Origin of the sequence: Bradyrhizobium sp. CIR48 (genome assembly GCF_014198315.1) — a bacterium.
GTDB lineage: Bacteria > Pseudomonadota > Alphaproteobacteria > Rhizobiales > Xanthobacteraceae > Bradyrhizobium.
Window position 1 is genome coordinate 92,008 of sequence record NZ_JACIHG010000005.1, and the last position, 13,583, is coordinate 105,590.

Sequence of the window (13,583 nt, forward strand, 5' to 3'; positions counted from 1 at the left end):
TCACGCGCTCCCTAGACCATATTTTCGAAAATCATACCGTTTACGAAAATTATTGCAAGATGCTCGTTAGCGCGGCATGTTGAGGCATCGATTCAGCGACAGATCCCCATGCCCGAGAGCGCCATCCGCCCCCGCAAGGAATTCGGCAAGACCATCGCCGCCGACATCACGCATCGGCTGCGCGAGGAGATCATTGCCTGCGCCCTTCCGCCCGGCGAGCCGCTGCGCTTCGACGTGCTGCGCGAGCGGTTCGGCGCAAGCTTCACCACGCTGCGCGAGGCGCTGACCGCGCTCGCCGCCGAAGGCCTGGTCGAGGCCCAGGAGCAGCGCGGCTTTCGCGTCGCGCCGGTCAGCCGCCAGGATCTGGTGGAGGTCACCGATGCGCGGGTGCTGATCGAGGTGGAATTGATCCGCCGCTCGATCGAGCGGGGCGATGACGACTGGGAAATCGCGGTGATCTCCACGCTGCATCGCTTGAAGCGAATCGAGCAGCGCGATCCCGAGCACCCCTTGCGTGATCCCGAGTGGAAGATCGCGCATCGCCAGTTCCATCAGGCGCTGGTCTCCGCCTGCGGCTCGGCGACGCTGCTCGCCATTCGCGCCGAGCTGTTCGATCGTGCCGAGCGCTACCGGCATCTCTCCGCCAATTTCCGGCCGCGCCCGCGCGATAAGGCCGGCGAGCACCAGGCGATCATGCAGGCCGCCATCTCGCGCAACGCGGATCTCGCCGTGCAGTTGATCGAGACCCATATCCGCTCGACCTCCGACAACGTCGCCAAATATGCCGGCCATCTGCTCGACGCCGAATAGGCGACCTGCATTTTCACGTGGCGGGCTTGCGCCCGGCCTCATTTTCGAAAATAATACACCCTATCGAAAATAGGAACCCTTGGGGCGAAACCATGAAGCTGCTGTCGTTTTTGGACGGAAATCGGGAAAGCTGGGGCGCCGTTGTCGAAAACCGCGTGGTGGATCTGGGCCGCGCCCTGCCTCAGTACCCGACGCTTGCGGATTTTCTCGGCAGCGATGACTACGCCAAGCGCGAGGCGATCGTCGCCGGGCACAAGCCGACGCTGGCGCTGAGCGACGTCAAATACCTGCCAGTGATTCCGCGGCCCGAGAAGATCGTCTGCGCCGTGCGCAACTATCTCGACCACCACAACGAAGCCGTGGCGTTCGGCATGAAGCGCGAGATCACGGAATTCCCGCCGATCTTCCTGCGGGTCTGGCGGTCCCAGGTTGCGCACAACGCGCCGGTGATCAGGCCGAAGGTCTCGAACAATTTCGACTGGGAGGGCGAGCTCGCCGTCGTCATCGGCAAGGGCGGCCGTCACATCAGCCAGGCCGATGCCTGGAATCACGTCGCGGGCTATTCGATCTACAATGACGTCAGCGTGCGCGACTGGCAGCGCCACGCCCAGCAGATCGCCTCCGGCAAGAACTTCGTCGGCACAGGCCCGTTCGGACCGTGGCTGGTCACGCCGGACGAGGTCGGCGATCCCACCAAGCTGAAGCTCGAGACGCGCGTCAACGGCGCGACCGTGCAGTCCTCCGACACCTCGATGCTGATCTTCTCGATCCCGCGGCTGATCGAATATTGCTCGACCATTTTCGATCTCGTCCCCGGCGACGTCATCGCGACCGGCACGCCGGCCGGCGTCGGCTTCACCCGCAAGCCGCCGATCTTCCTCAAGCCAGGTGATGTGGTCGAGGTCGAGATCGAGAACATCGGCGTGCTCAGCAATCCCGTCGTGGACGAGGCCTAGCTTCAGCATGTCGTCCTACGATATTCGCAAGACCGCGCTCGGCGTCGAGACCATCTGGCATGAGCGCGGGCCCCGGCTGGACAAGCCGCTGCTGGTCGGAACCGCCATTGCGGTGATCCGCAATCCCTTCGCCGGCCGCTATGAGCCGGACCTGATGCCGTTCCAGGCGTCCTTGCGTCAGCTCGGGCGCGAGCTTGCGAGCGCGCTGATCGCACAGCTCGGCGGCGCCGAGCGCATCGAAGCCTATGGCAAAGGCATCATCGTCGGCGAGGACGGCGAGCTCGAGCAAGGCGCCGTCTGGCATGAAGCCGGCGGCCATGGCATGCGCGAGGTACTGGGACAACCGAAGGCGATCGTGCCGGCGGCGAAGACCATCGGCGGTCCCGGCACCCGCCTGATGGTGCCGCTCGGCCACATCCATGCCGCCTATGTCCGCAGCCATTTCGGCACCGCGGAGATGACGCTGTGGGATGCGCCGCGGCGCGACGAGATCGCCTTCGGCCTCGTGATGGCGACCGGCGGCCGCCCCCACGCGCGCATCGGCGGCCTCAAGGCATCCGAGATCTCCGTGCATGACGGGCAGCGCTGAGCGCCGCCCGTCTCCGCGTCACAGGAAGCCGGTTGAGATCCACGGAATTGCCGCGACGATCAGCGTGCCGATCAGCAGGGCGACGATATAGCCGACGATCGGCTTGATACCCTCGTCGGGACTGATGCGGCTGATGGCGCAGGCCGCGTAATAGCCGACGCCGAATGGCGGGGCGAACAGGCCGATGCCCATCGCGAGCACGACGACCATCGCGTAGTGCACTTCGTGCACGCCGACCTGGCGGGCGATCGGAAACAATAGCGGCCCGAACAGGACGATGGCGGGGATGCCTTCCAGCACGCTGCCCAGAATGACGAAGGCGAGGATGGTCATGCCGAGAAAGACAGGCGTTCCGCCCGGCAGAGCCGTCATGAACTTTGCAAGCGAGGCCGAGAAGCCCGATTGGGTCAGAGCCCACGCCATCCCTGTCGCAGCGCCGATGATCAGCAGGATCGCGCCTGACAGTGACGCCGTCTCCACCAACATTGGATAAAGCCGGCGCCAGGAGAACTGACGATAGATCAGAAGCCCGGTGAGAACCGAGTAGACGATGCCGATGGTCGAAACTTCGGTCGCGGTGGCGACGCCCTCGACCACCGCGGCGCGGATGACGAAGGGCAGCGCCATTGCCGGAATGGCAATGACGAAGGCGCGGCCGATCTCCCTCCCCGTCGCCCGCTTCACATGCGACAGGTCCTCGCCCCGGTATCGCCACCAGACCACGGCGCAGAGACCGACGGCGAGCACGATGCCGGGCAGCAGCCCCCCGGTGAACAGCGCCGCAATCGACACTCCCGTCACCGAGCCGATGGTGATCAGCACGAGCGACGGCGGAATGGTCTCGGTCTGGGCCCCGGTCGCCGCGAGCAGCGCGACGAGATCACCGGGCCTGGCGCCGCGCTTGGTCATCTCCGGAAACAGCACCGGCGCCACGGCGGCCATGTCGGCCGCCTTCGAGCCGGAGATGCCCGACACCAGGTACATCGCGCCGACCAGCACATAATGCAGGCCGCCGCGCACGTGGCCGAGCAGGCTGGCGAGAAAGCCGACCATGGCCCGCGCCATGCCGGTCATCTCGATCAGCAGGCCGAGGAACACGAAGAGCGGCACAGCCAGCAGGATCAGATGGCTCATGCCTTCGTCCATGCGCCCGATGATGACCACATCGGGCGTATTCGTCGTCAGCGCCAGATAGCCGACGGTAGCAAGACCGAAGGCAAAGGCGATCGGCACCGCCGCCAGCACCATGGCGCCGACGATGACCACGAAGAAGATCAGCAGGTTGAGATTGCCCAGCGGTTTCAACACCGGCGCGATGAGAACGAGCGCGGTGATGATGCCTGCGACGAGCACCGCGGCCGCGAGCAGGCTGCGCAGGCTCGAGATGCGGGCGAGCCGCAGGACCGCCGCGACCAGCATCAATCCGATGCCGACGGGTAACGCGGCAGCCCGCCAACTGTTGACGATTTCGAGCGCCGGCGTCGTGACGAACACCTCGTCGGCCGCGAACTCGTAGGCGGGATGGATCACCAACAACAGGAACGCCAGCGATGCCGCGGCGGCAACGACGTCCAGGAAAGCACGTGCGCCGGGACGGAGCATGCCAATGATGGCCGTCATCCGCATGTGCTCACCGCGCTGGAACGCGATCACCGATCCCAGCATGGCGAGCCACAGGAACAGGATGCCGGCGAGCTCATCGGCCCAGATGATCGGAGCGTGAAAGACATATCGCCCGACGATGCCGGCCGACAAAACGACGATCTCGGCGAGCACCAGGAGTGCCGCCGGGATCGCAACCACATGACCAAGCACCCTGTTGGCCGCGACGGCCCAGCGGTGCACACCGGATTGAGGCACTGCGACCGCGGCGCCCTGATCGATCCCAGGCATATGGTTGATCGCGGTCATGACAGCTTGCCCGCCGCTTTCTCGAGCTGAGCCCAGGCCTCATCGCCGAACTTGGCCTTCCAGTCGGCGTAAAAGCTGGTCTTGGCCAGGGCCTGGCGGAACGCGCCGCGGTCGACGTCGATGAACTGCATGCCCTTTGCGGTCAGATCGGCGCGCAAGGACTCGCTGAGCTTGGCAACGTCCGCACGCTCGTCGTTGGCGGAGCGATCCAGCTCGCGCGTCACGATCCCCTGCACATCCTTCGGCAGCTTTTCGAAAGCGCGCTTGTTGCCGAGGATCCAGTAATTGTCCCAGACGTGTCCGGTCAGGGAGCAGGTCTTCTGCACCTCGTACAGCCGGGCCGTCGCGATGATCGGCAGCGGATTTTCCTGACCGTCGACCACCTTGGTCTGGAGCGCGGAGTAGACCTCGTTGAAATTGATCGGCGCGGGGCCTGCCCCGAGCGCCTGGAACAACGATGTCAGATTGGGGGCGGCCGGCACGCGCAGCTTGAAATTCTTGAGATCGTCCGGTGTCCTGATCTCGCGACCAGAGGACGTGACGTGGCGGAAGCCGTTATCCCAGGGGCTCGACACCGCCATGATCGGCGTCCGCGCGATCTGCGCGCGGATATAGGCGCCGAGCTCGCCATCCATCGCCTTCCAGACCGCGTCATAGTTCGTGAAGAGAAAGCCGAGGTTGACGATGCCTGCAGCCGGCACCAGCGTCGCGAGGATCAGCGAGGACAGGTTGAAGAACTCGACGCCGCCGTTGCGGACCTGCGTCAACAGGTCGGTATCCGACCCGAGTTGGTTGGCCGGAAACAGGTTGATCTCGAGCCGGCCGCTCGTCGCCTCGCGAATGCGGTCGGCCGCTTCCTTGGCGCGGATGTTGACGGGATGCGTCGGATCCTGCCCCGTCGCGAGCTTGTAGGTGAATTCCGCGGCCGAGGCCGGGCGGGTGAGAATGGCACATAGCGGCACCGCGGCGCCGGCCATGAGCAACTTGCGGCGGCTCAGGGTTATCGGCTTGCGCAAGGTCATCGTTTCCTCCTGTCGAGCGTGGATTGGTTGATCTAAAGGCGGCTCTTCACCGCCCGTGTTGCTGCTGGCCGGCTCTCGATGCGCCGGCATTGGACAGCAGCCGTCGTTCTTCGCAGCGGCGCTGCGAAGCATGTCGGTCGTGGATCGGGAGGGCGGGCTGCTAGCGCAGCCAATCCTTGATCTGCCGCTTCACTTCCGCAGTCGAGATGCCGTAGCGGTCGTGCAAGGTCGGCAGCGCGCCGGCGGCGAGAAACTCGTCGGGAAGTCCGATCTGGCGGAACGCGGGATGAACCCCCGAGCGCATCAGCAGCGTCGCCACGGCCTCGCCGAGCCCGCCGATCACGGTGTGGTTCTCGGCGACGACGACGAGGCGGCCGGGCTTGCCCGCTTCGCGCAGGATCGCTTCGGTGTCGAGCGGCTTGATGGTCGGAACGTGCAGGACCGCCGCACCAATGCGGTCATCCGACAAGGCCTGGGCCGCCTCCAGCGCGCGCATGGTCATGATGCCCGAGGAGATGACCAGGACGTCGCTGCCGTCACGAAGCAAGGCTGCCTTGCCGAGCTCGAACCGGTAATTGTACTCGTCGAGCACCAGCGGCACCTGGCCGCGCAGCAGGCGCATATAGACCGGCCCGCGATGCGCGGCGATCGCCGGCACGACCTGTTCGATCTCGTGCGCATCGCAGGGATCGATCACCGTCATGTTCGGCATCGCACGGAACAGGGCGAGATCCTCGGCCGCCTGGTGGCTGGGTCCATAACCCGAGGTCAGGCCGGGCAGCGCGCAGGCGATCTTCACGTTGCGGTCTTCTTCCGCAATGGTCTGGTGGATGAAGTCATAGGCCCGCCGCGAGGCGAACACCGCGTAGGTCGTTGCGAACGGCATGAAGCCTTCGGCGGCGAGCCCCGAGGCTGCGGCGAACAGCAGCTGCTCGGCCATGCCCATCTGGTAGTAACGATCGGGGAAGGCCTGCGCGAAGATATGCAGGTCGGTGTATTTGCCGAGATCGGCGGTCATCCCGACCACGTCCCCGCGGCTGCGGGCGAGCTCGACGAGCGCGTGGCCGAAGGGAGCGGGTTTGGTGCGCTGGCCCTCCGCCGCGATCGAGGCGATCATGGCCGAGGTGGTGAGGCGCGGCTTTGCCGAAGGGGTGGATCCTGCGGACTTCATGGCTGGTCTCCCGCGTTCAAGGCCGACAGCGCGAGCTGCCATTCATGCGGCTCGACGCGAATGAAATGGTTCTTCTCGCGCTGCTCCAGAAAGGGAACGCCCTTGCCCATCAAGGTGTCGGCGACGATCATGCGAGGCTTCGGCTCGGCATGCGCCGTCGCGGCATCGAAAGCCCCCACCACTGCATCGAGATCGTTGCCGTCGACGCGCTGCACGAACCAGCCGAAGGCCTCGAGCTTATCGACCAGCGGCTCGAAGCCGAGCATCTGCTTGGAGGGACCGTCGGCCTGCTGATTGTTCACGTCGACGATTGCGATGATGTTGTCGAGCTTGTGATGGGCCGCAGACATGATGGCTTCCCATTTCGAGCCCTCGTCGAGCTCGCCGTCCGAGAACAGGGTGAATATCCGCGCCGCCGAGTTCTTCCGCTTCAGCCCGAGCGCCATGCCGACGGCGATGCCGAGGCCAAGGCCGAGCGAGCCGCCGGACATCTCCATGCCCGGGGTATAGGAGGCCATGCCCGACATGGGCAGTCGGCTCTCGTCGAAGCCGTAGGTTTCGAGTTCAGCCTCGGGAATGATCCCGGCCTCGATCAGCGCCGCATAAAGTGCAATCGCATAGTGTCCGTTCGACAGCAGAAAACGGTCGCGGCCTTCCCAGACCGGATCTTCGGCGCGAAAGCGCATCGCGTGGAAATAGGCCACCGCCAGCACGTCGGCGATGTCGAGCGCCTGGGCGATATAACCCTGGCCCTGAACCTCGCCCATCAGCAAGGCGTTGCGGCGGATGTTGCGGGCCCGCTGTGCGAGCGTCGGCGCGTTTGTGAGCGTCGGTGTTGCCATGATCGTTCTCCCCTCCTCGGCTAGTGGATCAGCATGCCGCCGTTCACATCGATGACCGCGCCGGTGACATAGGCCGACAGGTCCGAGGCGAGGAAGGTGTAGATACCCGCGACGTCGGTGGCCTCGCCGAGGCGGCCGAGCGGTATGCCCTCGAGGATCTTCGTCCGCATCTCGTCGGTGAGCTTGCCTGCGGTGATATCGGTGCCGATCAGGCCCGGCGTCACGCAATTGACGCGGATACCGTCGGGCCCGAATTCGCGAGCCATTGCCTTGGCGAGTCCCAGCACGCCGGCCTTCGCCGCCGAGTAATGCGGTCCGCCGAAGATACCGCCGCCGCGCTGCGCGGAGACCGACGACATGCACGCGATCGACCCGCTCTTGCGCTTCTGCATATGCGGGATCACGGCCTGCGACAGGAACAGGATGCCCTTGAGGTTGACGTCCTGGATACGGTTCCAGTCTTCAGGCGTGATGTCGAGAAGCTTCACCGGCTGCGTCACGCCGGCATTGTTGATGAGGATGTCGATCTGACTGAACCGAGCGATGACCGCTTCAACGGCCTTGATGCAGGCCTGCTTGTCGGTGACGTCCAAGGCGAGGCCAAGATGCGGCTCGCCAGTGCCGGATTCGAGCCCGCGCGCGGCGGCTTCCGCGGCCGAACCGTCGATGTCGAGAATGGCGACCCGCGCGCCTTCGGCCGCAAAGCGGCGGGCCGTTGCAAGGCCGATGCCCCGCGGCGAGGCCGCTCCGGTGATGATGGCTGTCTTGCCGCGTAGCAGCATTGTGATCCTCCCTGAACGGCTGTTGCCGGCACCGACGGCGCCATTGTTCTTGACCCGTTGATTATGCCCCTGCCCCGTTTCCGACAAACGCGCTGTTGTCTTGCATAGGTGAATTTGGTTCACTCGTCGGATGCTGCTGTCCAGTATTCCGATATCGTCCATCCGCGCGTTCGAGGCGGCCGCACGCACCGGCTCGTTCCGGGATGCGGCGAACGAACTTCATTTGACGCCGAGCGCGGTGAGCCACGCCATCCGCAAGCTCGAAAGCGCGATGGGCACGATATTGTTCGAGCGGAGCGCCCGCGCCGTCCGTCTGACGCCGGCGGGCGAGAACCTGATGCGTCATGCCGGCGCCGCCTTCGACAATCTGCGGCGCGGGATCGAAGAGGTCGCGGGCCGCGGCCCGCAATTACTCAGGGTGCACTGCGCGCCGAGCTTTGCCGCGCAGTGGCTCGCCCCGCGCCTCGCCCGTTTCATGGCCGCAGAGCCCCAGCTCGAGGTCCGGCTCGCCGCCAGCACGGAATATGCCCGGTTCAGCAACGACGATTTCGACATCGACATCGTCTACGGGCAGCCGAGAGCCGAGGGTGTCGAGGTCATTCCGCTCGGCGAAGAGATCGTGACGCCGCTCTGTACGCCCGAGCTCGCGAAGAAGATCCGCAAGCCGAAGGACCTGCTCGATCAGGTGCTGATCCGCTCGGAAGTGAAGCAGGTGCAGTGGCACCAATGGTTCACCGCCAACGGACTCGAAGCGCCTGCCATTCACGGCATGCGCTTCGATCGCAGCTTTCTGGCGATCGCGATGGCGTCGAGCGGCCTCGGCGTGACGCTGGAGTCAACCCGGCTTGCCGAACGCGAGATCGCCACAAGGCGGTTGGTTGCCCCCCTCGCCGGACGCTCCGTCGACATCCGTTATATCGGCCATCACCTGGTGTTCCCGCGCGCGAGCCAGCAGCGGCGACCGATCCGCGTCTTCGCCGAGTGGATCACGCGGGAGGTGGCGGTCGCCGGGCCGGTCTCAGGCCGATCGAGAGTCAAGTCGACGGGCTGACTGCTCGGGCTTTGATCGCTCCGTGGATCCCGCACCGGCAGCGCTCGTAATCGGCGGGATCGTGGCTGTTGACGATGCTCACGCGACCGCCGTGATCGCGCTTCAGCGCGCGCAGCCGCGCCTGGTTCGCGATCCGCATTGCGCGGTCCATGTCGCCGCGGCGTTGGAAGTAGCCGAGCATCAACGGCATGCGCGGCGACGCGTCGAGCTGGGCATGGTGGAAGTAGCTGTCGCCGGCATGCAACAGCCATGTCTCGCCCGAGCGCACCGCGATGCCGCAATGGCCGAGCGTGTGGCCGGCAAGCGGGATCATCAGGATGTCCGCCTCCTTGTCGCCGAGCGCGCGCACGCCCTTGAAGCCGAACCAGTCCTCGCCGGCTTCACCGTAGAATTGCCAGCGCGGACCGTGGCCCCACTGCCCCGTGACATAGCGGCCTTCCGGCGGCGCGGGCTTGCGCAGCACCGCCATGTCGTATTCGGCGCGGTGGACGTGGATCGCGGCATCGGGAAAGTCGGGCACGCCGCCGGCATGATCGCGGTCGAGATGCGTCAGCAGCACGTGACGCACGTCGTTCGGTGAATAGCCGAGCGCCCTCACCTGCTCGGCTGCCGTCTCCGCGGGATCCAGCTTTGGCACGGTCTGCCTCACCCAGCGCCGCCCCAGCCGCTCAGGCGATGCGATGTCATCGAGGCCGATCCCGGTGTCGACCAAAGCCAGCCCGTCATTCGTCTCCATCAGCAGGCAGTGGCAGACCAGGCGGGCGCGCTGGAACAAGCTGCCGCTGCCGTTCACCAGGCGGCGGCCTATCGGGCACATCGTGCCGGTGTTGAGATGGTGGATCTTCATCGCGTATCCCTGCCGGTGTTCGTGAGCAGGACGCTCTTGTCATGGCTCGATCCATAGGTAAAATATCGAATATTGATATTATCTCTAGGCCAATCCTATGGATATCCGCGAGCTTCGCTACTTCGCCGCCGTCTACCGCGAGCGCAATCTGACCGCGGCGGCGCGGGCCTGCTTCGTGTCGCAGCCGTCGATCTCGACCGCGATCACCAATCTGGAGGCGGAGCTCGGCACCACGCTGTTCATCCGACACAAGAAGGGCGTCGCGCCCACTGCCTCGGCCGAGCAGTTTCATACGCTGGCCCGCCGCATCATCGACGAGGCCGATGCCGCGCGCAGCCTGTTCAAAAAGCCTAGCACGAAGACCACGGTGACGCTGGGCCTGATGCGCACGCTCGACGTGCCCCGGACCATCGCGCTCTTGAAACCGCTGACGGCGCGTAGCGACATCGCGCTTCGCCTCGTCGGCAGCGACGAGCGCGCAGATGCGAGGATCATCGCCAAGACCATGGTGCGCGATGACGAGCATTTCGTCGCGCTGTGGAGCGAGCGCTATGTCGCCGCGTTGCCGCCGTCGCACCCGCTGACGCTGAAGGACAAGCTCCGGACCGCCGACCTTGCCGGCGTGCCACTGATCGATCGCTGCCATTGCGAGCAGAGCGCATTCTTCGGCCGCAATGCGCAGCGGCGCCAGACCGCGGCGATCGCACAGTCGGAAGACTGGGCCATCGCGCTGGTCGCCGCCGGCGTCGGCATCGCCATCGTCCCGGAAGGCGTGGCGAAGGGCAATCTTGATGTCGCGGTGCGCGAGATCGAGGTCAAGGTGAAGCGCGAGGTCGGCCTCGCCTACCGCGCCTCGGTGCCGCTGGCGGATGCGCTGAAGGAGTTTGTCGGGAAGCTGCAGAAGCAGCGGCGGCCGGATCGAACCAAGCGCCGCGGCGCGCGCAAAAAGCTCAGCCCTTCGAGATGACCGCACGCCCATAAGGCGGTTGTGCCTGGACCGGCGGGTTGGCGGTCTGGGCGGCGAGCTCGCCGATCAGGCGGTCGGCGTCGGCGGCCATGCCGTCGGGAGCGTGGATCACCAGGCGCTCCAGTGCCCAGCGATAGGAAGAGATGCGCTGCTCCAGGCATTGCTGCACCCACTGCACGATCAGCGAGTTCTCCTGCATGCGCGCCACCGCGTCGTCCCTCTCCCTCGGCGAGAGCGCGGAGACGCGCGCCATGCTGGCGTCGCGCTTCCGGTCGAGGTCGATGACGCGGATCGCGGACGCGAAGAACGGCTCGAAGCGGGTGATGTCGTTGCGCACGTCCTCGATCAGCTGCGCATAGCGCGAGGAATGCGAGCGGTGCGGCTCGTCGATCAGTGTGCGACCATACATGGTACGGTCGAACACGATCTTCTGCCGCCAGGGCGAAGGCATCGCCTTGTAGTCGCCGAACACGCTCTTCCATGCGGGGCGTGACAGCGGCGGCTCGATCATGGGATAGGCGAGGTCGCGCAGCTGGCGCTCCTCGTCGGTGAGCTGGAATTGCGACGGCGTCAGGCCGACGCTGCCGGTGGCTTCGGCCCCTAACCAGCGATGCATGTCGTCGCTGCGCATGTCAGCGCGGGTGCGGCCGAAATCGCCGCCGCTACAGGCACCGAGCGTCACAGCCAGCAGCGTGAGCAGGATGGCCGATAGAACAGACCGGATCTGGCGGATGGTGTCCGGCATTGCAAAAGCCTGAAATCAGCGACGGCGACGACGGCGCCCCGGCGCTGTGCCCTGCTCCGGCCCGTGATCGCCGCTGGTTTCGTCTGCCTCACGCTCGATACGGATGACGGGAAGGATCAGGATCGTTCCCATGTCCGCGCGCGGAGCGACATCCCCCGACGAGCCCACCCGGCGACCGGCCGGAAATTCAATGATGGTCCCCATGTCAGCTCTCTTCAATTGCCGCGCGACCAGGCGCGCTCATGCAACATGCATTCATTAAGATCAGTTCATGGTTAACGGGGTGTAAACGTCGCGGTCGGACCGTAGCCGCACGGGCCGGCCGCCGACGTCCCGCTGCGGCACGAGATCGCTTCAAATCGAGCGTTCGGCTTCACGCCTCGTTTTCCTTAACGAGCCTTTAAAGGAGCCTGCGATAGGCTGGCGACGAGTATCTCTTCCAGGTCGCGTATCTCTCCATGACCAAGTCGCTGTTTCCCGGATTCGACGGGCTGATGTCCCTCTCCCGTCGCGAAGGCGTCGATGTTCGGCCGACGCTGCTGCGCGTGCTGACCGACCTCTATGTGCAGACGCGCATCCACAGCGACGACGAGCAGCGCCAGTTCACCGAGCTTGCAACGCGGCTGATCGACCAGGTCGACGATGCCACCCGCGCGGCCATCAAGGCCAAGCTCGCAATCTATCCGTCGACGCCCGTCCCGGTCCTGCAGAAGCTCGGGCTGGTCGCCGCGCAGGAAGGCCGCAGGGTTCCGCTCGCCCGCGAGATCGCCACGCCCGCACCCGCCCCCTCGCCGGCCCGCACGCCGACCGACGCCGAGCTGCGCATGGCCGCCAACATGGCGATGCAGCCGACGGACGCCGCCGAGATCCACGACATGTTCTTCCGCGCCGGCGCCTCCGAGCGCGCGCTGATCCTGCACAATCTGGCGCAGACCCCGCTGAAGGCCGCGCCCCGCATTCCGACCGTGCGCGCCAAGCGCGCGATTCAGATCCTGGAGATGGCGGCGATCGCGGGCGACGTCGACAATTTTACCCTCGAGCTCGGCGACAGCCTGATCCTGCCCTCGCGCGTCGCGGCCCAGATCGTCGACGATTCCGGCGGCGAGGCGCTCGCGGTCGCCGCGCGCGCGCTCGACATGCCGAGCCCGAACTTCCAGCGCATCCTGCTGTTCTTCAAGCCGGAGATCGGCACGTCCGTGAACGAGGTGTACCGGCTGTCGCGGCTCTACGACCGCCTCAGCGACCGCTCGGCACTGGTCATGCTGGCAGCCTGGCGCGGCTCGACGCTGGCCGTCACCCGCGCAAAGTACCAGCCGTCACTGCACGACGGCGAACGCCAGCGCGCCCGCGCCGGCGCAAGCCAGACCCGGCCGGGCGTGCAGCCCGGCGCGATGCCGCGCCGCACCGGCACCGACGGGTCCTCGGAGCGGTGAACGACTCGCGCTGAGTGAGATCCCGCGTCGTCCAAGCTCGTCATTGCGAGGAGCTCTTGCGACGAAGCAATGACGGTGGCTACGTCTTCGCCAGTTCCAGGAAATGCCGCCCGCCGCGATCCTCGGTCTCGACGATCCAGGCGTCCGGATCGAAGCGGATTTCCTTGGCGAGACGCTCCTCGATCGTGTGCTCGGGCAGGGGTTGCTGCGCGACCGGCACGAAGAAGCGATCGACCGGACGGCCGTCGTCATAGACGGTCTGCGGCGCCGGCGCGTAGAGCATCGCATGGCCGTCGAGCAACGACACCTTCACGAACACCGCGCCCGCCTCCTCGGCCCCGCGACGACGCACCGCGCCGAACACGCCCTCGGTCTGGCACCGGCGCAGGTAGGCCGCGACCCATATGTTGGATTTCAAACGCATGAGTCGAACGATAGGCCAGCGTGACGCGCGCCG

General features: G+C 65.9%; 15 protein-coding genes. 6 read left to right on the forward strand and 9 right to left on the reverse strand.

The window, feature by feature from the left end; all coding sequences use genetic code 11:
- Positions 1-108 precede the first annotated feature (108 nt).
- The 3 genes from GGD66_RS16945 (at position 109) to GGD66_RS16955 (ending at position 2,355) form a co-directional block, all read left to right on the forward strand.
- Positions 109-810 carry a GntR family transcriptional regulator gene (locus GGD66_RS16945; protein ID WP_183258411.1) on the forward strand — a complete coding sequence of 234 codons (702 nt, stop codon included), beginning with the start codon at positions 109-111 and terminating at the stop codon, positions 808-810.
- A 92-nt stretch (positions 811-902) separates the two neighbouring features.
- Positions 903-1,766 (forward strand): fumarylacetoacetate hydrolase family protein, encoded by an 864-nt coding sequence (locus GGD66_RS16950; protein ID WP_183230987.1) that lies wholly within the window; start codon positions 903-905, stop codon positions 1,764-1,766.
- A 7-nt stretch (positions 1,767-1,773) separates the two neighbouring features.
- Entirely contained in the window at positions 1,774-2,355 is a 582-nt protein-coding gene (locus tag GGD66_RS16955) for an amino acid synthesis family protein (protein WP_092256585.1), read from the forward strand.
- Positions 2,356-2,373: 18 nt separating this feature from the next.
- Here GGD66_RS16955 and GGD66_RS16960 read toward each other — a convergent pair whose 3' ends face one another.
- From GGD66_RS16960 to GGD66_RS16980, 5 genes are all read right to left on the reverse strand, one after another.
- Positions 2,374-4,266, reverse strand: a complete 1,893-nt coding sequence (locus GGD66_RS16960; RefSeq protein WP_183258412.1) for a TRAP transporter large permease subunit — start codon at positions 4,264-4,266, stop codon at positions 2,374-2,376.
- Positions 4,263-5,288, reverse strand: coding sequence for a TRAP transporter substrate-binding protein (locus GGD66_RS16965; RefSeq protein ID WP_183258413.1), 1,026 nt, complete (start codon positions 5,286-5,288; stop codon positions 4,263-4,265). Before GGD66_RS16965 ends, GGD66_RS16960 begins: the two co-directional genes overlap by 4 nt.
- 160 nt (positions 5,289-5,448) lie before the next feature.
- A complete protein-coding gene (locus GGD66_RS16970; RefSeq protein WP_183258414.1) occupies positions 5,449-6,459 on the reverse strand; it encodes a transketolase family protein in 1,011 nt (336 codons plus the stop codon).
- On the reverse strand, positions 6,456-7,301 hold the full coding sequence (locus GGD66_RS16975) for a transketolase (protein ID WP_018315775.1): 846 nt from the start codon (positions 7,299-7,301) through the stop codon (positions 6,456-6,458). The genes GGD66_RS16970 and GGD66_RS16975 overlap by 4 nt, the downstream gene beginning before the upstream one ends.
- Positions 7,302-7,321: 20 nt before the next feature.
- Positions 7,322-8,083, reverse strand: a complete 762-nt coding sequence (locus GGD66_RS16980; protein WP_018315774.1) for an SDR family NAD(P)-dependent oxidoreductase — start codon at positions 8,081-8,083, stop codon at positions 7,322-7,324.
- A 133-nt stretch (positions 8,084-8,216) separates the two neighbouring features.
- On the opposite strand from GGD66_RS16980, the gene GGD66_RS16985 reads away from it, so the two are divergent.
- The gene (locus tag GGD66_RS16985) at positions 8,217-9,134 is read left to right on the forward strand and encodes a LysR substrate-binding domain-containing protein (protein WP_049814764.1); all 918 of its coding nucleotides are present in this window, start codon (positions 8,217-8,219) and stop codon (positions 9,132-9,134) included.
- Here GGD66_RS16985 and GGD66_RS16990 read toward each other — a convergent pair.
- The gene (locus GGD66_RS16990) at positions 9,118-9,981 is read right to left on the reverse strand and encodes an MBL fold metallo-hydrolase (RefSeq protein ID WP_183258415.1); all 864 of its coding nucleotides are present in this window, start codon (positions 9,979-9,981) and stop codon (positions 9,118-9,120) included. The two genes, GGD66_RS16985 and GGD66_RS16990, sit on opposite strands and share 17 nt — an antisense overlap.
- A 97-nt stretch (positions 9,982-10,078) precedes the next feature.
- Between GGD66_RS16990 and GGD66_RS16995 the strand changes: the two genes are divergently transcribed.
- Positions 10,079-10,948 carry a LysR family transcriptional regulator gene (locus GGD66_RS16995; RefSeq protein WP_183258416.1) on the forward strand — a complete coding sequence of 290 codons (870 nt, stop codon included), beginning with the start codon at positions 10,079-10,081 and terminating at the stop codon, positions 10,946-10,948.
- On the opposite strand, the gene GGD66_RS17000 is transcribed toward GGD66_RS16995, so the two are convergent.
- Complete coding sequence (locus GGD66_RS17000) at positions 10,932-11,693, reverse strand: hypothetical protein (protein ID WP_183258417.1); 762 nt, start codon at positions 11,691-11,693, stop codon at positions 10,932-10,934. The two genes, GGD66_RS16995 and GGD66_RS17000, sit on opposite strands and share 17 nt — an antisense overlap.
- A 15-nt stretch (positions 11,694-11,708) precedes the next feature.
- Positions 11,709-11,897, reverse strand: a complete 189-nt coding sequence (locus GGD66_RS17005) for a hypothetical protein (protein WP_018315770.1) — start codon at positions 11,895-11,897, stop codon at positions 11,709-11,711.
- A 254-nt stretch (positions 11,898-12,151) separates the two neighbouring features.
- Between GGD66_RS17005 and GGD66_RS17010 the strand changes: the two genes are divergently transcribed.
- Positions 12,152-13,126, forward strand: a complete 975-nt coding sequence (locus GGD66_RS17010; protein ID WP_183258418.1) for a DUF2336 domain-containing protein — start codon at positions 12,152-12,154, stop codon at positions 13,124-13,126.
- 79 nt (positions 13,127-13,205) lie between these two features.
- Here the strand turns inward: GGD66_RS17010 and GGD66_RS17015 are convergent, their stop codons facing one another.
- On the reverse strand, positions 13,206-13,550 hold the full coding sequence (locus GGD66_RS17015; RefSeq protein ID WP_018315768.1) for a DUF1491 family protein: 345 nt from the start codon (positions 13,548-13,550) through the stop codon (positions 13,206-13,208).
- Positions 13,551-13,583 lie beyond the last annotated feature (33 nt).

Excerpts from the sequence above, each read along its gene's own strand:
- GGD66_RS16960 (WP_183258412.1), bottom strand. The coding sequence starts at position 4,266 with ATGACCGCGATCAACCATATGCCTGGGATCGATCAGGGCGCCGCGGTC.
- GGD66_RS17015 (WP_018315768.1), bottom strand. The coding sequence starts at position 13,550 with ATGCGTTTGAAATCCAACATATGGGTCGCGGCCTACCTGCGCCGGTGC.
- GGD66_RS16965 (WP_183258413.1), bottom strand. The coding sequence starts at position 5,288 with ATGACCTTGCGCAAGCCGATAACCCTGAGCCGCCGCAAGTTGCTCATG.
- GGD66_RS16945 (WP_183258411.1), top strand. The coding sequence starts at position 109 with ATGCCCGAGAGCGCCATCCGCCCCCGCAAGGAATTCGGCAAGACCATC.
- GGD66_RS16970 (WP_183258414.1), bottom strand. The coding sequence starts at position 6,459 with ATGAAGTCCGCAGGATCCACCCCTTCGGCAAAGCCGCGCCTCACCACC.
- GGD66_RS17005 (WP_018315770.1), bottom strand. The coding sequence starts at position 11,897 with ATGGGGACCATCATTGAATTTCCGGCCGGTCGCCGGGTGGGCTCGTCG.
- GGD66_RS16975 (WP_018315775.1), bottom strand. The coding sequence starts at position 7,301 with ATGGCAACACCGACGCTCACAAACGCGCCGACGCTCGCACAGCGGGCC.
- GGD66_RS16950 (WP_183230987.1), top strand. The coding sequence starts at position 903 with ATGAAGCTGCTGTCGTTTTTGGACGGAAATCGGGAAAGCTGGGGCGCC.
- GGD66_RS17000 (WP_183258417.1), bottom strand. The coding sequence starts at position 11,693 with ATGCCGGACACCATCCGCCAGATCCGGTCTGTTCTATCGGCCATCCTG.
- GGD66_RS16995 (WP_183258416.1), top strand. The coding sequence starts at position 10,079 with ATGGATATCCGCGAGCTTCGCTACTTCGCCGCCGTCTACCGCGAGCGC.
- GGD66_RS16955 (WP_092256585.1), top strand. The coding sequence starts at position 1,774 with ATGTCGTCCTACGATATTCGCAAGACCGCGCTCGGCGTCGAGACCATC.
- GGD66_RS16990 (WP_183258415.1), bottom strand. The coding sequence starts at position 9,981 with ATGAAGATCCACCATCTCAACACCGGCACGATGTGCCCGATAGGCCGC.
- GGD66_RS16980 (WP_018315774.1), bottom strand. The coding sequence starts at position 8,083 with ATGCTGCTACGCGGCAAGACAGCCATCATCACCGGAGCGGCCTCGCCG.
- GGD66_RS17010 (WP_183258418.1), top strand. The coding sequence starts at position 12,152 with ATGACCAAGTCGCTGTTTCCCGGATTCGACGGGCTGATGTCCCTCTCC.